Genomic DNA, 18,139 nt, shown 5'->3' on the forward strand with positions numbered 1-18,139 from the left:
GATGCGCGGGCAGTATATTTCGGGCCAGGACGATTCGAATCGGCGTTAAACGGCCGTTTTTGGTGTCAATTTGAAAATAGCGGCGTCGTGACGCCGTCCGTCGGCGTTCTGAAAGATTTTTCGGTGGCACGGCGGCGTCGTTCAGTGCTCAAAAACAGCGAAAACGGCGAAAACGGCGAGATCGCGGAGGGCGATTCCGTCCAGCGGCCGGCGCTGCAAGTTGCATCGCCCGATCGCGCGGCGAGGCATCCGGCGTACGTTCAGCCCGGTTCGCCGGCCGCGTCGCGGACCGCCGCGAGAAACCGCGCGACGACGGGCGACGGGGCCGCCGCCGCGCCGTCGAACACGAACTCGATGTCGAAGCGGCTCGCGAGCGCGTCGAGCGCGACGAGCCGGACCGTGCGCGGGCAGGTCGGCGACGCGCTTTCCGGCACGAACGCGCAGCCCATGCCGGCCGCGACGAGGCCGATCAGCGTCGGGATGTCGCTGCCGACCTGCGCGATGCGCGGCGTGAAGCCGGCCTGCTCGCACTGCGTCATCAGGAACCGGTGGTGCGCGGCGGAGCGCTGCGCATCGAACCAGACGAACGGCTCGTTCGCGACGTCGGCCAGCGTGCGCGGCGCGACGAAGCGGCCGCCCGGCGGCGCGGGCATCGCGAGCACGAAGCGGTCGCTCAGCAGCCGCACGCCCGTCAGGTGCGGCGCTTCCTCGCGACGCCACGCCATGATCCCGGCGTCGAGCTGGCCGCGCATCAGCGCGCTCGCCTGTTCGGCCGACAGCATCGGCGCGATCGACAGTTTCACGTCCGGGCACGCATCGCGAAACGCCTTGAGGACGTTCGCGACCACCGGCAGCGGCAGGCAGTTCGGCAGCGCGCCGAGCCGCAGTTCGCCGAGCTGGCCGGCCGCGCTGCGCAGCGCGCGCTCGCGGCTGTCCTGCAGCATCGCGAGCAGGCCGGTCGCATCGTGCAGGAAGCTCGTGCCGGCCGCCGTGAGCGTGACGCCCGTCGCGCGACGAATCAGCAGCGGCGTGCCGATCGCGTCCTCGAGTTCGCGGATCTGTCGCGACAGCGCGGGTTGGACGATGCCGGCCGCACGGGCGCCGGCCATCACGCTGCCGGCCTGGGCGACGGCGACGAAGTAGCGCAGGTGACGCAGTTCGATCTGGCGCATGCGGTGTCGGGTCTGATGTGTGGATATGCCTGTGAAGCATAGCAAACGCCATTCGATGGTATTGGAAAGCATGGCGGGCCTGCCGTACGATGACCGTCATTGCCGAATGCGCGTCGTTGCGCGTCGTGTGCGTTTCCTCCGTCCTCATTGCGTTCCGTCCCATGCCGCTTCATATCCCGACTCCTTATATCCGCTCGCCGATCGCATCCCGCCGGCTCGGCACGACCATCCGGCTGAAGCTCGAGGCGCTGCAGCCGTCGGGTTCGTTCAAGCTGCGCGGCATCGGCGCCGTCTGCGAGGCGCGGCACGCCGCCGGTGCGCGGCGATTCGTGTCGTCGTCGGGCGGCAACGCGGGCATCGCGGTCGCGTACTGCGGCCGCGAGCTCGGCGTGCCGGTGCGCGTCGTCGTGCCGGAAAGCACGTCGGCGCGGGCGCGCGAGTTGATCCGCGTCGAAGGCGCGGAACTCGTCGTGCACGGCGCGAGCTGGGCCGAGGCGAACGCGTTCGCGCAGTCGGCGCTCGACGCGCACGACGCGTTCGTGCATCCGTTCGACGATCGCGTGCTGTGGCAAGGCCACGCGACGATGATCGACGAGATGGCGGCGGCCGGCCCGAAGCCCGACGCGGTCGTGCTTGCTGTGGGCGGCGGCGGTCTGCTGTGCGGCGTGCTGGAAGGGCTGGCGCGCAACGGCTGGCACGACGTGCCGGTCGTCGCGGCCGAGACGGAAGGCGCCGACTGCTATGCGCGCTCGGTCGCGCAGGGGCGTCCGGTCGAACTGGCGGCCATCTCGAGCATCGCGACGACGCTCGGCGCGAAGCGGCCGTGCGACGCGGCGGTCGAATGGGCGACACGCCACGCGATCCATCCGGTCGTCGTGTCCGACGCCGACGCGGTGGCGGCGTCGCTGCGGTTTCTCGACGAACACAGGATCGTCGTCGAGCCCGCGTGCGGCGCGGCGCTGGCCGCGCTGGAGCGGCCGGTGCCGGTGCTCGCGTCGGCCGCGGACATCGCCGTGATCGTCTGCGGCGGGGTGGCCACGACCGCCGAGGATCTGCAGACGCTGCGCGCGACGTTGCGGTAGGCGAGTGCGCGGGTGAGCAGCGCACTCGCGAGACGGCGGATTGCTTGCGATTGTCGCGCGCGGTGACGGCGGGTCTGGCGCGTGCATGGCGAACCGCCACGCGTCGACGTTGCCTTACCGTCAATCCCGCGCGACCATGCGCGGTCGGCGCACGGCCGGATGGGCGGAAACGACTTCAGGAACGTTGCGGAAGGGGGGCGAGTCGTCGCGCCGCGCCGCATGCGGCCGGGCGCGACGATACGGGAGCGCGATCAATTCGCGATGGGTGCGCTCGCGCCGGACGGCGTGGACGATGCGACGGGGTTGGCGGTAGCCGGCGCAGGCGATGCGCTTGACGGCGCCGATGCCGATGCGGGCGTGGATGCCGCTGACGAAGGCGCGGCCGAGGACGACGACGGCGTAGCGGTGGCCGCGGCTGTTGCCGGCTCCGACAGAGCCAGGGGCGGGGAAACCGGCGCGGCCGTCGAACCGGAGGTCGACGAAGGTGCCGGCGCGGTTGCCGGACCGGAAACCGGCTTAGGCGCCGAAGCTGGCGCAGCAGACGAAGCGGGAGCCGGGGTCGATGCAGGCGCCGGGCCGGCAGCCGAAGCAGGCGCAGGCGCAGGCGCAGAAGCGGCCGCGGGTGCCGCCCCCGAAGCCGGCACCGGCCCGGACGCCGCCGTCGGCGCCGCGACGGCCGATGCCGCGGCCGGCACGGCATTCGCGCCCGACCCCGGCGCGACACCCGTCGCCGACAGCGGCACCGGCGCCGCGGGCGGCGTCGGCACGACCGGCGTCGTCATCTTCATCGGTTCGCCCTGCGGCGTCGGCGCGGGCTCGGGCAGCGGCGCGACGGGCTCCTTCTCCGCGGCCTTCACGGTCGCGCGGTCGCGGCGCGCCGGGTCGATCTTCAGGAAATGGTCGACGAGCGTGAAGAAGCGTTCATAGAACACGCCGGCGGGAATCGTCTCGCTCGCGGTCTTGACGAGCGCGTCGTCGCTCGACCCGATCGGCAGCGACAGCGAGCCGAACACGCTCAAGCCCACGCTGGCCGACGTATTCGATTTCTTCAGCGTATAGCGGTCCTGCACCGCGTTCACGTACGCGATGCTCGACGCGCCGTCCGCCGTCGCGTCCGCGCACACGACGTGAAACTCGATCACGACGTGCATGTCGTTGCTCGGCTGGAAATTCTTGCTGCCGTCGACCGCGTCGTTGCGCGACGACGACACCACGTAGCCCTGGCTCAGCAGCGCGCGCCGGGCGGCCTCGCAGGCCGCGTCGGATTTCGAGTGGAACGTATGCGCATACGGGCTGCTGGTCGCGTCGAACTGTTCCTGCTGGTAGATCGGCTTGGGCGGCGACGAGCATGCCGCCAGCACGGCCGCGGCCGCGAGCGCGCACGAAACGGAAAACAGGCGAAATCGGTTGTGCATGGCGTCTTTCAGAAGGCTCGGCGAGAGGCGGCGCAAGGGGAGTGCCCGGATTGATGCGGCGCACATCTCGTATGGCCGGGGCGACATTATAGTTTCGTTTGGTGTCGCGCTCGCTTCAGTCGGCCGGCGCGCCGCGCGCCGCGGCCAGCAATTGCGCCGTCAGCGGATGATGTTCGCCGCGCCGCGAGCGGATCGCGTGGATCTCCTCGGTCACGTCGCCCGCGCGCCCGAGTCGCCTGAGCCCGCGCAGCAGCGACGCATCGTTCGCGCCCAGTTCGCTCAGCGGAAACACGCCGAGGCCGCGCGCCGCGAACACGGCCATCAGCGCGCTGTCCTCGAACTCGCCGGCCACGCGCGGCACGATCCGCGCGCTTTCCAGCCACAGGTCGAGACGCGCGCGCAATGCCGAATGCGCAGTCGGCAGCAGCACCGGCAGCTCGGCCAGGCAGTGCGGAAAGCGCTGCCGCGCGGCCGGCGTGACGAGCGCCGCGGGCCCGTACCAGTCGACCGGCGACGCGACGAGCCGCTCGCTCGTCACGCGCAGGTTCGACCCGGACGGCGCACCCTGGCCGGCCAGCACGAGATCCAGCTGATGCAGCGCGAGTTCCGCGAGCAGCGCGTCGTGCTCGCCTTCGTGGCACAGCAGCCGCAGCGTGGGCGTGTCGAGCACCGGGGCCAGGATTGCGTGCGCGGCGAGCTTGGAGATGCCGTCCGCGAGGCCGACCGCGAGCCGCACGGTCGGCTGGCTGGCCGCCGCGCGCACGTCGTCGGGGATTAGCCGGCCCATCTCGAAGATGATTTCCGCGCGCGCAAAGGCGGCCTGCCCGGCGTCGGTCATCGCGACGCCGCGCCCGGCCGGGCGCAGCAACTGGTGGCCGAGCGCTTTCTCCAGCTCGCGCACCTGCGCGCTGATCGTCTGCACGGCCATGTCCAGCCGGCCGGCCGCGCGCGCGAAGCCGCCTTCCTTCACGACGACCCAGAAATAGTACAGATGGCGAAAATTCAGCATCGGCGCGCGATATATCGAAAAAACCGAACTCAAAGTCAGATTCTCGCTGATTTTTCCGAAGTACGGGGCGGCATATCATCGGGCTTTCCACTTTCGTATCGGCCCATCCCATGGACTACCTGCTGACGCTTGCCACCGACCCCGCCGTCTGGGCCGCGCTCCTGACGCTCGTCGTGATGGAAGTCGTGCTCGGCATCGACAACCTGATCTTCATCTCCATCCTCAGCAACAAGCTGCCCGAAGCGCAGCGCGCCCGCACGCAGCGCCTCGGCATCGCGCTCGCGCTGGTGATGCGCCTCGCGCTGCTCGGTAGCGTCGCGTGGATCGCGAGCCTGACCGAACCCGTGTTCACGCTGTTCGATCATGCGTTTTCGTGGCGCGACATGATCCTGCTGTCGGGCGGCCTGTTCCTCGTGTGGAAGGCGACCACCGAGATCCATCACCACGTGTCGCACGACGGTGACGGCGCGGGCGGCGCCGCCGGCGCGGCCGGCCTGACGATGTGGGCCGCGATCGGCCAGATCGTGATGCTCGACATCGTGTTCTCGATCGACAGCATCGTGACCGCGATCGGCATGACCGAGCACGTTCCGATCATGTTCGTCGCCGTGATCGTCGCCGTGAGCGTGATGCTGTTCGCCGCGCAGCCGCTCGCGCGTTTCATCGACCGCAACCCGACGATCGTGATGCTCGCGCTGTCGTTCCTGGTCGTGATCGGCATGACGCTGATCGCCGAAGGGTTCGGTTCGCACGTGCCGAAGGGGTACATCTATGCGGCGATGGCGTTCTCGGCGTTCGTCGAGGGCATGAACATGCTGGCGCGGCGCGCGAAGGCGAAGCGTGCGGCGCACGTGGCGCGCGACTGAGCCGGCGCGCGGGATGCCGGCCGCCGCGGCGGCCGGTTCGCGCGCCTCGTACGGAATCCGGATGAAATTCGCACGGAAAGGAGAAACGCGATGAAATGTCCTGTCTGCAAGACGCCCGACCTGCTGATGGCCGAGCGCCAGTCGATCGAGATCGACTACTGTCCGACCTGCCGCGGCGTGTGGCTCGATCGCGGCGAGCTCGACAAGCTGATCGCACGCGAGACCGGCGACGCGCCGGCTCGCCGCGACGCCGCGCCGGCGCAGCACGACGCGCACGCGCCGCGCGAGCGCGACGACGGCTGGGGCCGCGACGGCCGCTCGCACGACGATCGATACCGGCACGACGGCCGGCGCCGCAAGAAGTCGGTGTTCGACCTGTTCGATTTCGATTGAATCTGAAGTCCGTGCGTTTGAGCGCGCACGGCCCGATGCAAAAAAGCCCCGCCCGGCATCACGCCGGAGCGGGGCATTTTCATGCGCGTCGCGTCAGCACACGCGTCGACCCTTACGCATTGCCGGCCGTCACGTCGATGCGGCGCGGGCGCGTTTCCTCGCGGCGCGGGATCGTCAGCGTCAGCACGCCGTCGCGCAGGTTCGCGTCGATCCGCGACGTGTCGAGATCGGCGCTCAGCACGAACGACCGTGCATAGCGCGTCGCGCGCACTTCCGCGTGTCGCACGCGCAGGTCGGCCGGCGTGTCGAGTTGCGTCGCGGCTTCGATCGTCAGCGTCGTGTCGTGCACCTTCACGTCGAGGTTCTCGCGCGGCACGCCGGGCAGGTCGGCCCGCAGCATGACGCCGCGCGCGTCCTCGACGATGTCGACGGACGGGGTGATCGCGGGCCGGCGCGCGGCTTCGGCGGCGGCAGCGTGAACGGTGCTCGGGTGGCGTTCGGCCAGGGTCGGGTTCGTGTTCATGTCGGTATCCTGAAGATTACTGAATGGTGATCGCACGCGGCTTCGATGCTTCGCGCCGACCGACGCGAATCAGCAGGCAGCCGTTCTCGTAGCGGGCGCTGACCTGCTCGGGGTCCGCGTCGCGCGGCAGTTCGACCACGCGGCGGAACGCGCCGTGAAAGCGCTCCTGCGCATACGTGCGCACGTCGTCGCCTTCGGTGCGCGGCGCCGGTTTGCGCTCGCCGCTGATCGTCAGCAGGTCCTTGTCGATCGACACGTCGAAGTCGGCCGCGGCCATGCCGGGTGCGAACGCGACGATCTCGATCGCATCGTCGGTGGCGCCGACGTTGAGCGCGGGAAACGCGCCGGCGCGCCCCGCACGGATGCCGGACGGCCGTTCGCCGAGCAGGCTCGCCATCTGCCGCTGCACGCGGGCGAATTCGTCGAACAAGTCGTAGCCGTGATGGATACCGCTCATGTTGGTCCTCCTGAACAGGGAACGCGGGAGACGTGACGGCGCGACGCCTGCGGCGGGCGCGACGGGTGGCTCCACGGGGTCGATAACGGGGGCGGTGCGTTGCATGCGGCACTGCCCGACGACGCTTAATTAGTGGCCGCCGCCGCGCATTTCAAGAGGGAATTTGCAATCGGCGTCGACGCGTGCGCAGGGGATTCGATGCGACAATCGCCGCGACATATCCGCAGACCAACCACACGGGACAACCATGGACATTCGACGTATCGCGATCGTCGGCGCCGGCGTGATCGGCGCGAGCTGGGCCGCTTTCTACCTGACGCAAGGCTTCGACGTCGTCGCGACCGACCCGGCGCCGCAAGCCGACGCGCGGCTGCGCGACGCGCTCGCCGCCTTCCTCGGCGAGCGGGCCGCCGAACTTTCCGCGCGGCTGTCGTTCGACGCCGATCTCGTGCGCGCGCTGGACGGCGTCGACTTCGTGCAGGAGAACGGCCCCGAGCGGCTCGACCTGAAGCGCGCGCTTTACCGCCAGATGGACGACGTGCTGCCCGCGCACGTGCCGATCGCATCGAGCTCGTCGGGCCTGAAGATGTCCGAGATCCAGACCGCGTGCGCGAAGCATCCGGAGCGCTGCCTGATTGCGCATCCGTTCAATCCGCCGCACCTGATTCCGCTCGTCGAGCTGGTCGGCGGCGACGCGACCGGCCAGGACGTGATCGCGCGCGTGAAGCAGTTCTACGATGCGCTCGGCAAGCAGACGATCGTGCTGAACAAGGAGATGACCGGCCACGTCGCCAACCGGCTCGCGGCCGCGCTGTTCCGCGAGGTGTATCACCTCGTCGGCGAAGGCGTCGTGAGCGTCGCCGATGCGGACAAGGCCGTCGCGTGGGGCCCCGGCCTGCGCTGGGGGCTAATGGGGCAGTGTCTGACCTATCACCTTGGCGGCGGCGCGGGCGGGATCGCGCATTTCCTCGAACACCTGTCGGGGCCGATCACGAGCTGGTGGGACGACCTCGGCACGCCGTCGTTCGATCCGGAAGTCGATCGCAAGCTGACCGACGAGCTGCGCGCGATCCAGGGCGAGCGCTCGATGCAGGAACTGGCGGCGGAGCGCGACCGGTTGCTCGTCGAGCTGATCGACGCGCGGCGCCGCAGCTTCCTGCCCTGATCCTCATCCGGTCGCGCCAGCGCAGTGGCGGCGCCGGTCATTGCTGCGACATCGCCTGGCTGGCGGGCGGCGTGTGAGCCAGCCACGTGGGGCTCACGGCCTGCACGAGTTCGCGGTTGCGCGCACGGGTCGCGGCGTTCGGCGGGTAGTTGCCGTCGTTGGTCGGCAGTTCGCCGTCGAGATAGGCCTGCTTGAGCTGGTCGATGACTTCCGCGCGTGTCAGGCCTTGTTGTGCGGGGGCCGACGCGTCGGTCTGGGCAAAGGCGGGGGACAGCAAGGCGGCTGCAGCGGTCGCGACGGCGAATCGCAGGACGTTCTTCATGGCGGGCTCCGATCAAGGGGACGGGGTACCGGACGCGCGCGGCGATGCGCGGTGCGTTCGGATGGGGCCCATTGTCGCGAGCGGGTGCTGCGCGGACGATGACGCGTTCCGGGCAAAGCTGTCAGGTGCCGCTGGATGCGACCGCGCCCGCGTGCGGTGCCCGCCGTGCCGTTACAACTCGGCCGCCGCCGTGATCAGCGTGGCTTCGAGCGCGAGCGTCGAGCGCGACGCGGCCGCCGGGCGATCGATCACGTATTCGAGTTCGCCGAGTTCCGGCAGCCCCGCATCGAGCCGCGCGAGCCCGGCCGGGATCACGTAGCCGGCGAACGCGCTGACGCCGAGCCCCGCGCTCGCGGCCGCCCGCAGCACCGCGATGCTGCTGCTCACGACGGCGATCCGGTACGGCCGCCCGACGGCCTCGAGCGATTCGAGCACGCGGCGGCGCGACACGCTCGGCTCCGGATGCATCGCGAGCGGCAGCACGGCCTCGTGGCCGGTGATGCGCGAATCGGGGCCGGTGCACCAGTACAGCGGTTCGCTGCGGATCACGCGGCCGCGCCGGCTGCCGGCGATGCGCTTCGCGAACACGAGATCGTGCCGGCCCTCGTCGAGCGCGTCGAACAGGTCGCCCGACAGCCCGGTCGAGATCGCGAGCTCGACGTCCGGGTTGCGCTGCACGAAGCTCGCGAGCGCGGCCGTCAGGTGCGCCGACGCGAAATCCTCCGACATCGCGAGCCGCACCTTGCCCGACAGCGGCGGCCCGCAGACCGACGTGACGGCCTCGTCCATCAGTTCGAGGATGCGCACCGCGTAGCGGAACAGCGCGTCGCCGTGCTGCGACAGGTGCACGTTGCGCGTGTCGCGCTCGAACAGCGGCCGGTCGAGCAGCTCCTCGAGCCGGCGGATATGCTGGCTGACAGTCGACTGCGACAGGTTCACGCGCTCGGACGCGGCGGTGAAGCTGCCGGACTGGGCGACGGCGACGAAGCTGCGCAGCAGCTCGGGCGGTAACGGACGCATTGCTGAACCTATCTTTCGTGTAATCGTAGGGAAGTGTTGCGCATGCGCGGGCTCCTTGCAATATGGGGTATCAAGCACGTGCAGCATGGTCGACGTTGCGCACGATGGCGCACGTCGCCGGATCGATTGCGCCCGCAATTGATCGCCGGTGCCATCCCGAATACGCGGTAAACATTCGCCTCTCCCTGATCCGGGCATTGTCGCTTGACGACCTTTGTCGCCCTGTGCGATAAATTATCCTACTGGATAATTAATGGTGCGCGAGGTAACGCTCGTGTTACGGAAACCTGTCTTTACGATCGGCGAACCGCCGCTCGAACGTGGGGGGCAGGCAGCGGAGCACGTCGGTATCGACGCGATAGCGAACGTGTCGGCGCACGCGCGCTGAAAGAACGGAGACATCATGAAAGCGATCGTCGTCATGTATGACAGCCTCAACCGGCGCATGCTGCCGCCCTATGGCTGCGACTGGATCAAGGCCCCCAACTTCGAGCGCCTCGCGAAGCGCAGCGCGACGTTCGACAACTGCTACGTCGGCAGCATGGCGTGCATCCCGGCGCGCCGGGAACTGCACACGGGACGCCACAATTTCCTGCATCGCAGTTGGGGGCCGCTCGAACCGTTCGACGATTCGATGCCCGACATGCTCAGCCGTAACGGCATCTATACCCATCTTGCCAGCGATCATCGGCATTACTGGGAAGACGGCGGATCGACTTATCACACACGCTACGACAGCTGGGAGTTTTTCCGCGGCCAGGAGGGCGATCCGTGGAAGGGCGAGGTACGCGATCCACCGCGCCCGTTTCCGATGAAAGGCGCGTCCAAGCCGAAGGCGGCGCGGCAGGACTGGGTCAACCGGCAATATTTCCCGACGGAAGATCTTCATCCCCAGACGCTGACGTTCGATGCGGGGGAACACTTCATCCGCAAGAACCACGACGCCGGGTCCTGGTTCCTGCAGATCGAAACGTTCGACCCGCACGAACCGTTCGTCAGCTATCCGCGCTACAGGGAACTCTATGCACACGAGTATCGCGGGCCCCATTTCGACTGGCCGTCATACGGCCCTCTCTGCGAGGACGACACCGACGACGAAATCCTTCACGTCCGTGCGGAATATGCGGCGCTCGTGTCGATGTGCGATCACTCCCTCGGCCGGGTGCTGGACCTGATGGACGAACTCGATCTATGGAAGGACACGATGCTGATCGTGTGCACCGATCACGGGTTCATGCTCGGCGAACACGGCTGGTGGGCAAAAACGGCCCAGCCCTGGTTCAATGAACTGGCGAATACCCCGCTGTTCATCTGGGATCCGCGCAGCGCTCGAGCGGGCGTGCGTCGCAATGCGTTGGTACAGACGATCGATCTGGCGCCGACGATCCTCGATTTCTTCGGTATCGCGCCGACACCGGACATGCAGGGCGTGTCGCTTCGGGAAGCGGTTCGTTGCGATGCGCCGGTCCGCACGGCGGCGCTGTTCGGCATGCACGGCGAGCACGTCAATGTGACCGACGGTCGATACGTGTACATGCGTTCGGGGCCCGACCCGGACAACCTGGCACCGATATACGAGTACACGTTGATGCCGATGCACATGAAGGAAATGTTCGGCATCGACGAACTGGCGGACATTCAGCTTGCCGAGCCGTTCTCGTTCACGAAGGGCGTGCGCACGATGAAAATCGCGGCGCGGCCGCTGGGTTATTCGTACCGAGCCGGCACGCTGCTCTTCGATCTCGCGTCGGATCCTGCTCAGGCGAACCCGATCGCCGATGCCGACGTCGAGCGCCGCATGGCCGTGCTGCTCCGCGATCTGATGGTGCAAAGCGATGCGCCGGCCGAGCAATATGAACGGATTGGGCTGCCGTCCGAAGGAGTCCTTGCCGACGAACATCTGCTCGCGACTGCCCATGCGGGACGGGCCGAGGTACTGCGGCGCGCGTTTGCGAGGCAGGCAACGGCAATGCGTCTGGCGGCAACGGGTGCCACGACATCGCGTCGGCAACACGATCAATCCACCGCAGGCGGCTGACTGTCATGTACGGATCCGTTGATGTACGAGAAACCCCCGCCGGCGCGGGCGAGGCGGCGAGGGCCGCGCCGGTGGTGAAGAACCGCTGGCGTTACATGGGTATCCTGACCGCGGCCCAGGCGATGGACAACAGTGAATCGAGCGTTCTGCCGACGCTGTTTCCGGTGATCAAGGCGAGTCTCGGATTATCGTTGTCCAGCCTTGGCGTGTTGATGGTCTGCAGCAAGATCGCCGCGGCGCTGTTCAGCCCGTTCTGGCTCTGGCTCGCCAGGCGCTGGAATCGCAAGAGCGTGCTCGTCGTTTGTACCGGAGTGTGGGGGGCGTGGGGTGTCGCGGCCGGGTTCGCGCACGACTTCACGGCATTGCTCGTCTGCACGTCGATTCTCGCGGTGGGTACGGCCGGAGCGAGCGCGTTGATTACGTCCATTTTCGCGGATCTGTTCGACGACGCGATGCGCGGTCGGGCGGTCGGCTACATGTATGGTGCCACCGCGCTCGTCACCGCGCTGGTGGGGCCGCTGCTGGGCCATCTCGCGGGTATCGACGGCGGCTGGCGCATCGGTTTCTGGCTGCTCGGCGGCGTCAGCATGCTGGCCGGGCTGGCGGTCCTCATCGGGTTTCGGGATCCGGGTGTCGGCGCGTCGCAAGCGGCGGTGTCGCGTCCGTCGACCGTCGAAGCGACTTCAGTCTGGCGCGATCTGCGCGCATTGTTTCGCATTCCCACGTTCTGCGTCATGCTCGTGTCGAGGCTGCTTGCCGGCCAGTTGCTGATCATGTCGTTCGGCGTCGTATACCTGACGCAAGTCTTCGGATTTCCGAACCGGGCGGCTGCGTTCGTCATCGCACCGACCGGCATCGGCTACCTGCTCGGCACGATTGGCGGTGCGGTGATCTTTGACCGGATGCACCGGAGATGGCCCGACTTCGGACGCGTGGCGTTCCTCCAGATCATGCAGGTTGCATTCGGCGTGCTGGCGCTCATCGGCACCCAGTTGAACTGGGGCAGCATCCATGTGTTCGGCGTTTTCTTCTTCATGATGGGATGCGCACTGGGCGCGCTTCCGGGCGCGAACAGGCCGATCGTGATGGCGGTCGTGCCGCCTCGGCTGCGAAGCCTGGCATTCATGATCCTGATCGCGATCGCAGAGTCGCTGACCTGGGCCGCCTACAATGCCGGCGCGGGATGGTTCGGCGACCGGTATGGCCTGAAGAGCGTATTCATGGTCGTAGTGGTCGGGTTCGTGTTCGTCAATGGCGCACTCATCACGGTGCTGTACCGTACCTATCCGCGCGACGTTGCGCGCATGCAGGACAGCCTGCGGGAGAACGAGCGTGGACAAGTTCGATAAGCCCGAACGGGGATGCTGCACGCCGCGTCGGGATGACATCCAGGCGACCGGCGACGCCGCGCGTCTGTCCAGGCCGCCTGCGCCGGCCGCTGCACCGGCGTGCGGACATGCGCGCGATCCCGACGTCGCCTGGTTCGCTGGAGGCGCTGCTTGGCTCGGCACCGACGCGCCGGTGATCAAGGCGGACGGTGAGGGGCCGCGGCGAAAGCTTCATTTGAAGCCGTTCGGCATCGAGTGCCATGCGGTCACGAACCAGCGCTTCGCCGAGTTTGTGGCCGCAACCGGTTATCGCACTGACGCGGAGCGGTTTGGATGGAGCTACGTATTTCACGCATTTGTCGAACCCGGCTTCGCGACCGATGCGTCGGAAAGCGCACCCTGGTGGCGATCGATTCCGGGTGCGTGCTGGGCGGCCCCCGAGGGACCCCCGTCATCGCTGGCCGGGCGTGACATGCATCCTGTCGTCCATATTTCTCGCAACGATGCCGCTGCATTCGCGAAATGGTGCGGCGGCCGGCTGCCGACGGAAGCGGAATGGGAGCACGCGGCGCGGGGAGGCGCGGACGACCGTCGCTTTCCTTGGGGAAATGAAGAACCCGCCGAGGATGCAATGCGCTACTGCAACATCTGGCAAGGCCGCTTTCCGGATCTGTACATCGATGGCGACAGGCGGTTTGGTACGGTCCGGGTGGACGCGTACGCGCCGAATCCGGCCGGCCTCTACAACTGCAGCGGCAATGTGTGGGAGTGGTGCGGCGACCCGTTCCGGGTCACGTCCCTGTCGAGCGCCGGAAAGGCGCGGGATCGGCAAGCGGTCTCGGACAAGGAGTACACGCTGAAGGGCGGCTCGTACCTGTGCCATCGAAGCTACTGCTATCGCTACCGCATCGCGGCTCGAACCGGACGCCCGAGCGATACGTCTGCCGGACACACGGGTTTCCGGGTGGCATACGATGCGGCGTTGAAGTGACGGCTCTCCTGCCGCGGGTCATGGCGCTCGCGTAACGACTCGCGGCAGGCCCCGGTGCGGGACTTCAGCGGAAGATGAACGTCAGGACTGCATCGCAATGGGCGTCGATGGCCTTTTCCCGCAGCGCGTCGATGCCGTGAACGTACTTCATCTCGGCGGTCAGCAGATACGGAATCTGCGCAATCGCCGTGACCATGTACAGCAGCAAGACAGGATCGATCTTTTCCAGCCCCTTTGTCTGCGCGCAGACGCGCTTGATGAGCGGAATCGTGAGATCGTGACGCGGGCGAATGAACTTCTGGGCCATCCACTTGAGCCGCTCGGAATCGCGATTGGCCTCCTGCATCATCAGGCGCGCGTGCTCGGGATACTCTGCGCAATACCGAACGTAGTTTCGAATGTATTCCTTGACCGCATCGATAGAGAGCTTGCCGCCGTCCGCCTCGGGCGGCGCGGCCTTTTCCATGAATCGCTCGAACAGATAGGCCACGCTTTCGCGCCAGAGGTTTTCCTTGTTCCCGAAGTAATAGCGGATCATCGCATGGTTCACGCCGGCTTGATCGGCGATGTCCCGGACGCTCACCGCGTCGAAGCCGCAGGTGGAAAACTGGCCGAGTGCTATGCCCAGAATTTCCGCGCGAGTCTGTTCGCCTCGCTCCTGTTGCGCTTGTCTGGCAATCGTCATTGCTGCTTCCGGAAAATGGACTATCCGGATTGTGCCTTCGCCACGATAACGCCGCAACGTCCTGTATCGCGTCAGCTGATCCGCGGTCGGAGAGCGACCGGGAGAGGCTTTGGCGAACCGGCTCTCGGGGAAAGTCCCGACGTCGATTGACCGACGTCATCCTTGACTGCCGCGCGCGAGCGCCCTTAAATTATCCGAGTGGATAATTACAGAGAGAAGGAACTGCCTCAGCATGAAATTTGCCCAATGCAGCGTCGGCGCCGATGAAACGGGTTCTGCCGGGTTTGCGCCGTCGCCGTGCCCCGATCCCGACGAGCGGGCCAGGGAAACCGAATCCCGCATGACGGACGACGAGCGGTTCTCGATGCTTTACAGCCTGATGGTGCGCCTCTTCGGCACGCACGTGCGCGAGCCGCGCGTACCGGCTCACCTGCCTGCCGTCGCGGGATATGTCCGTGGCGTGGAACGGCTGGGTGTTCCGGCATTGATGCTCTCCGACACGAGCCTCGGTGTACGTGCGACGGATGACCCGCATGCCGGCGCGACGGCATTCCCCGCCGCGCTCGCGTTGGGCGCGACGTTCGATCCGGAACTCGCGCGGGCGCAGGGGGCGGCGATCGGCAGGGAGGTGCGCGAATTCGGATTCAACGTCGCGCTGGGCGGCGGGATCAATCTCGTGCGCGAAGTGCGCAACGGCCGAAATTTCGAATACGTGTCGGAAGACCCGCTCGTGTCGGGAAAACTCGGTGCCGCTGTCGTGTCCGGTACCCAGGCCGAAGGCGTAATCGCGCTGCTGAAGCACGTGTCGCTCAATGTCAGCGAGACCAACAAATTCTTTCTCGACGCCGTCATCGACCCCGCTGCACATCGCGAAAGCGACTTGCTCGCGTTTCAGATAGCGATCGAGGAGGCCGAGCCGGGTGCGTTGATGGGCGCATACAACCTGGTGAACGGCGAATACGCGTGCGGCAACCGGCACATCCTGCAGGACGTCGTGAAAGAGGCGATGCGCTTCAAGGGCTGGGTCATGTCGGACTGGCGCGCGGTCAACCATTGGGACTTCGCGCTGAAAGGCCTCGATCAGCAGTCGGGTGCGCAGCTGGACGAATGCGAGTGGTTCAACGAGCCGCTGCGTCGCGCTTATGAAGAAGGAAGGATTCCGAAGGAGCGCATCAGCGAGATGGTGCGGCGCATGCTGCGCTCCTATTACGCGATTGGCATCGACCGGCCGCGAGCGGCCGAGGCCGTTAACTGGGCCGCGCATCACGACATCGCGCTGGAGATTGCCCGCAAGGGAATCGTGCTGCTGAAGAACGAATCCGACGCGCTGCCGCTCGCGCGCAACCTGAAGCGGATCGCGATGATCGGTGGTTTCGCGCAGGCCGGCGTCGTGTCGGGATCGGGTTCGAGCCAGGTGCGGCCGCGAGGCGGGTACGCCGCCGAGGTGCCGCTGAGGAGCCATCCGCTGCTGGGTCCGACCACCATGTGTCTTTTCGGGCCGTCGCCGCTTGCCGAGTTGCGCGCCCGCATGCCGCACACGGTCATCTATTTCGACAGCGGCGCGCATATTGCCGACGCGCTCGCGTTGGCCGCGAAGGCCGATGTCGTGATCGTCAATGCAATCCGGCATGAGGGCGAGCGCTTCGACTGCCCGGACATGGGACTGCCGTTCGGGCAGGATGCGCTGATCGAGGCTGTCGCGCGCGTACACACGAACGTCATCGTCGTATTGCAAACGGGCAATCCGGTCGAAATGCCTTGGCGAGACAAGGTGCGCGCAGTGGTTCAGGCCTGGTTCCCGGGCCAGGCGGGCGCCCAGGCGATTGCCGAAATCCTGACGGGTGAGGTCAATCCTTCCGGACGCCTGCCGGTCACGTTTCCGGCCAGTATCGAACAGACGCCGCACCCGCGTTTGCCGGGTGCGGATGTCGAACTCGGCACCCCGATCAAGGTGCATTACCACGAGGGTGCCGAGATCGGCTATCGCTGGTTCGCGCAGTGCGGCGAGCAACCGATGTTCCCGTTCGGCCATGGGTTGGGCTACACGCAATTCGCATATGGAAACTTCCGCGTCAGTGCGGGCGAAGCCGTGTCGGTCAGCTTCACCGTCACCAATACGGGGACGCGGGATGGCGACGACGTTCCACAGGTTTATCTGACCGAGGCCGACGGGGACCGGCGCATGCGCCTGCTCGCGTTCAAACGCGTGGCGCTGCAGGCGGGCGCGTCGATCGAGATTGACGCGAGCGTGGATCCTCGCCTGCTGGCGCGCTTCGACGTGGCATCCGGGCAGTGGCGGATCCGGAAAGGCGCGTACCGGATCGTGCTGGCCCGTTCCGCGACCGATCACGTCGCGGCTGAGACGGTATGGCTCGAGGGCGGTCAATTCGGCAGTTGACGTGCTGCCGCAGGTTCCGGGAACGGATGGCCGTATGTACAGGGGCGGTTTGTCGAACCGGTGTTGATCGATACGCGATTGTCAGGATGGCGATCGGCAGATGCGAGGAGTGGGTTTTTTCGAGGCGATGTAATAAGTACTACAAAACAGGAGGAGACGGATGAAGAGGAAGATGGTTCTGGCGATGGCAGCGGTAACGATGGCGGGTGGAGCGAATGCGCAATCGAGCGTGACCTTGTTCGGGACGCTCGGCGGAGGTGTCCGCTGGGTCGATGGACTGAAGGGCGGTCACCAGCTCGGGTTCGACAGCAACATCATCTCCGGCAACAGCTTCGGCCTGAAGGGGACCGAGGATCTGGGGCAGGGATTGAAGGCTATCTTTACTCTTCAAAGCGGTTTCGTCACGGGAACGGGAGGCCTGGCGAGCGCGTCGAGCCCGCTCTTTTCGAAGGCGGCCTACGTCGGGCTCGGTACCGACGCGTGGCGCGTCACACTGGGCCGGCAACTGAACGCGGCCGAGGACGTCGGCGTGTCGCTCGACCCGGACGCAGCACAGGGGACATCGCTCGCCATCGTGCCGGGCGTGGTGTGGGTCGGCAATTTCTTTACGCTCGATTCCCGGTTCAACAACGTCGTGAAGATCGTGGGGAAGACCGGCGGCCTCACGCTGCGCGGAAGCTACTCGGTGGGCGGCGTGGCCGGCAACACCCGCGCGGGTTCGAATCTCGCAGTCGGCGCAACCTACCAGTACCAAACGCTGATGGTCGGTGCCGCCTATCAGAAGACCTACAACGCCACCGCGTCGCAATGGGCGCAGAGCGCGATTGGCGGTGCAACGTGGCAACTGGGCCCGGCGAAACTGTACCTGAGCTACAGCGGGCTCTGGGTAACCGCTCCGACGTCCGCAGGTATCGAACGTCGGGACGATATACCTGCAGTCGGTCTTGTCTACCGGATCACGCCGTTTCTCGAATTCAGCACGGCAACGTATTACGACATCGCCAGGAATCTGAAATACGCTCGCGGATCGGACGGGCGCAAGTTGACCACGTATGCCATGTTCAATTACTTCCTGTCCAAGCGGACCCAATTGTATGTGGAATACGACCGAAACGGATTTTCGGGCGCATACAAGCGGGATCCGGCCAACGTGGCGAGCCTGAACCTGCGGCCGGATGGCAAGGCGGTAACCGGCATGTCGGTCGGGATGATCACGCAGTTCTAGGTTTCATGCGCGGCGCAAGGACGCCTGCCGCATCGTGTTTCGCGATGCCG

At 66.8% G+C, this 18,139-nt stretch carries 17 protein-coding genes; 9 read left to right on the top strand and 8 right to left on the bottom strand.

Going from position 1 to position 18,139, the window contains the following annotated elements:
- Positions 1 to 260: 260 nt before the first annotated feature.
- Complete coding sequence (locus tag J8I35_RS24370; protein ID WP_050015155.1) at positions 261 to 1,172, bottom strand: LysR family transcriptional regulator; 912 nt, start codon at positions 1,170 to 1,172, stop codon at positions 261 to 263.
- A 161-nt stretch (positions 1,173 to 1,333) separates the two neighbouring features.
- Between J8I35_RS24370 and J8I35_RS24375 the strand changes: the two genes are divergently transcribed.
- Entirely contained in the window at positions 1,334 to 2,254 is a 921-nt protein-coding gene (locus J8I35_RS24375; protein ID WP_124557253.1) for a pyridoxal-phosphate dependent enzyme, read from the top strand.
- A 251-nt stretch (positions 2,255 to 2,505) separates the two neighbouring features.
- Here the strand turns inward: J8I35_RS24375 and J8I35_RS24380 are convergent, their stop codons facing one another.
- Both J8I35_RS24380 and J8I35_RS24385 read right to left on the bottom strand, forming a co-directional pair.
- Positions 2,506 to 3,669, bottom strand: coding sequence for a DUF2242 domain-containing protein (locus tag J8I35_RS24380; RefSeq protein WP_209927383.1), 1,164 nt, complete (start codon positions 3,667 to 3,669; stop codon positions 2,506 to 2,508).
- 115 nt (positions 3,670 to 3,784) lie between these two features.
- Complete coding sequence (locus J8I35_RS24385; RefSeq protein WP_124629994.1) at positions 3,785 to 4,678, bottom strand: LysR family transcriptional regulator; 894 nt, start codon at positions 4,676 to 4,678, stop codon at positions 3,785 to 3,787.
- 110 nt (positions 4,679 to 4,788) lie between these two features.
- Between J8I35_RS24385 and J8I35_RS24390 the strand changes: the two genes are divergently transcribed.
- On the top strand, positions 4,789 to 5,544 hold the full coding sequence (locus tag J8I35_RS24390) for a TerC family protein (protein ID WP_089488311.1): 756 nt from the start codon (positions 4,789 to 4,791) through the stop codon (positions 5,542 to 5,544).
- A 90-nt stretch (positions 5,545 to 5,634) separates the two neighbouring features.
- Positions 5,635 to 5,937 carry a zf-TFIIB domain-containing protein gene (locus tag J8I35_RS24395; protein WP_124557382.1) on the top strand — a complete coding sequence of 101 codons (303 nt, stop codon included), beginning with the start codon at positions 5,635 to 5,637 and terminating at the stop codon, positions 5,935 to 5,937.
- A 112-nt stretch (positions 5,938 to 6,049) separates the two neighbouring features.
- On the opposite strand, the gene J8I35_RS24400 is transcribed toward J8I35_RS24395, so the two are convergent.
- Positions 6,050 to 6,460 carry an Hsp20/alpha crystallin family protein gene (locus J8I35_RS24400; protein ID WP_124557383.1) on the bottom strand — a complete coding sequence of 137 codons (411 nt, stop codon included), beginning with the start codon at positions 6,458 to 6,460 and terminating at the stop codon, positions 6,050 to 6,052.
- 16 nt (positions 6,461 to 6,476) lie between these two features.
- Positions 6,477 to 6,917, bottom strand: a complete 441-nt coding sequence (locus J8I35_RS24405) for an Hsp20/alpha crystallin family protein (RefSeq protein WP_124557384.1) — start codon at positions 6,915 to 6,917, stop codon at positions 6,477 to 6,479.
- Between the two features lie 247 nt (positions 6,918 to 7,164).
- Between J8I35_RS24405 and J8I35_RS24410 the strand changes: the two genes are divergently transcribed.
- Positions 7,165 to 8,082 (top strand): 3-hydroxyacyl-CoA dehydrogenase NAD-binding domain-containing protein, encoded by a 918-nt coding sequence (locus J8I35_RS24410; RefSeq protein WP_124557385.1) that lies wholly within the window; start codon positions 7,165 to 7,167, stop codon positions 8,080 to 8,082.
- A 37-nt stretch (positions 8,083 to 8,119) separates the two neighbouring features.
- On the opposite strand, the gene J8I35_RS24415 is transcribed toward J8I35_RS24410, so the two are convergent.
- Positions 8,120 to 8,404 carry a DUF4148 domain-containing protein gene (locus tag J8I35_RS24415; protein ID WP_124557386.1) on the bottom strand — a complete coding sequence of 95 codons (285 nt, stop codon included), beginning with the start codon at positions 8,402 to 8,404 and terminating at the stop codon, positions 8,120 to 8,122.
- A 171-nt stretch (positions 8,405 to 8,575) separates the two neighbouring features.
- Positions 8,576 to 9,424 (bottom strand): LysR substrate-binding domain-containing protein, encoded by an 849-nt coding sequence (locus J8I35_RS24420; RefSeq protein ID WP_012328224.1) that lies wholly within the window; start codon positions 9,422 to 9,424, stop codon positions 8,576 to 8,578.
- A 403-nt stretch (positions 9,425 to 9,827) separates the two neighbouring features.
- Between J8I35_RS24420 and J8I35_RS24425 the strand changes: the two genes are divergently transcribed.
- From J8I35_RS24425 to J8I35_RS24435, 3 genes are read left to right on the top strand one after another with little or no spacing between them, the layout of a single operon-like run.
- Complete coding sequence (locus tag J8I35_RS24425; RefSeq protein WP_209927384.1) at positions 9,828 to 11,462, top strand: sulfatase; 1,635 nt, start codon at positions 9,828 to 9,830, stop codon at positions 11,460 to 11,462.
- Between the two features lie 5 nt (positions 11,463 to 11,467).
- On the top strand, positions 11,468 to 12,811 hold the full coding sequence (locus J8I35_RS24430) for an MFS transporter (RefSeq protein ID WP_209927385.1): 1,344 nt from the start codon (positions 11,468 to 11,470) through the stop codon (positions 12,809 to 12,811).
- Positions 12,795 to 13,781 (top strand): SUMF1/EgtB/PvdO family nonheme iron enzyme, encoded by a 987-nt coding sequence (locus J8I35_RS24435; protein ID WP_209927386.1) that lies wholly within the window; start codon positions 12,795 to 12,797, stop codon positions 13,779 to 13,781. The genes J8I35_RS24430 and J8I35_RS24435 overlap by 17 nt, the downstream gene beginning before the upstream one ends.
- Before the next feature lie 64 nt (positions 13,782 to 13,845).
- Here the strand turns inward: J8I35_RS24435 and J8I35_RS24440 are convergent, their stop codons facing one another.
- Complete coding sequence (locus tag J8I35_RS24440; RefSeq protein ID WP_209927388.1) at positions 13,846 to 14,466, bottom strand: TetR family transcriptional regulator; 621 nt, start codon at positions 14,464 to 14,466, stop codon at positions 13,846 to 13,848.
- 232 nt (positions 14,467 to 14,698) lie between these two features.
- Between J8I35_RS24440 and J8I35_RS24445 the strand changes: the two genes are divergently transcribed.
- Complete coding sequence (locus J8I35_RS24445; RefSeq protein ID WP_209927390.1) at positions 14,699 to 16,864, top strand: glycoside hydrolase family 3 protein; 2,166 nt, start codon at positions 14,699 to 14,701, stop codon at positions 16,862 to 16,864.
- Between the two features lie 160 nt (positions 16,865 to 17,024).
- Complete coding sequence (locus tag J8I35_RS24450) at positions 17,025 to 18,089, top strand: porin (RefSeq protein ID WP_209927392.1); 1,065 nt, start codon at positions 17,025 to 17,027, stop codon at positions 18,087 to 18,089.
- Positions 18,090 to 18,139: the final 50 nt, after the last annotated feature.

It is taken from the genome of Burkholderia sp. CpTa8-5, from assembly GCF_017815045.1.
GTDB lineage: Bacteria > Pseudomonadota > Gammaproteobacteria > Burkholderiales > Burkholderiaceae > Burkholderia > Burkholderia sola.

Coding starts and splice junctions, on each gene's coding strand:
- J8I35_RS24370 (WP_050015155.1), bottom strand. CDS start 1,172: ATGCGCCAGATCGAACTGCGTCACCTGCGCTACTTCGTCGCCGTCGCC.
- J8I35_RS24375 (WP_124557253.1), top strand. CDS start 1,334: ATGCCGCTTCATATCCCGACTCCTTATATCCGCTCGCCGATCGCATCC.
- J8I35_RS24380 (WP_209927383.1), bottom strand. CDS start 3,669: ATGCACAACCGATTTCGCCTGTTTTCCGTTTCGTGCGCGCTCGCGGCC.
- J8I35_RS24385 (WP_124629994.1), bottom strand. CDS start 4,678: ATGCTGAATTTTCGCCATCTGTACTATTTCTGGGTCGTCGTGAAGGAA.
- J8I35_RS24390 (WP_089488311.1), top strand. CDS start 4,789: ATGGACTACCTGCTGACGCTTGCCACCGACCCCGCCGTCTGGGCCGCG.
- J8I35_RS24395 (WP_124557382.1), top strand. CDS start 5,635: ATGAAATGTCCTGTCTGCAAGACGCCCGACCTGCTGATGGCCGAGCGC.
- J8I35_RS24400 (WP_124557383.1), bottom strand. CDS start 6,460: ATGAACACGAACCCGACCCTGGCCGAACGCCACCCGAGCACCGTTCAC.
- J8I35_RS24405 (WP_124557384.1), bottom strand. CDS start 6,917: ATGAGCGGTATCCATCACGGCTACGACTTGTTCGACGAATTCGCCCGC.
- J8I35_RS24410 (WP_124557385.1), top strand. CDS start 7,165: ATGGACATTCGACGTATCGCGATCGTCGGCGCCGGCGTGATCGGCGCG.
- J8I35_RS24415 (WP_124557386.1), bottom strand. CDS start 8,404: ATGAAGAACGTCCTGCGATTCGCCGTCGCGACCGCTGCAGCCGCCTTG.
- J8I35_RS24420 (WP_012328224.1), bottom strand. CDS start 9,424: ATGCGTCCGTTACCGCCCGAGCTGCTGCGCAGCTTCGTCGCCGTCGCC.
- J8I35_RS24425 (WP_209927384.1), top strand. CDS start 9,828: ATGAAAGCGATCGTCGTCATGTATGACAGCCTCAACCGGCGCATGCTG.
- J8I35_RS24430 (WP_209927385.1), top strand. CDS start 11,468: ATGTACGGATCCGTTGATGTACGAGAAACCCCCGCCGGCGCGGGCGAG.
- J8I35_RS24440 (WP_209927388.1), bottom strand. CDS start 14,466: ATGACGATTGCCAGACAAGCGCAACAGGAGCGAGGCGAACAGACTCGC.
- J8I35_RS24445 (WP_209927390.1), top strand. CDS start 14,699: ATGAAATTTGCCCAATGCAGCGTCGGCGCCGATGAAACGGGTTCTGCC.
- J8I35_RS24450 (WP_209927392.1), top strand. CDS start 17,025: ATGAAGAGGAAGATGGTTCTGGCGATGGCAGCGGTAACGATGGCGGGT.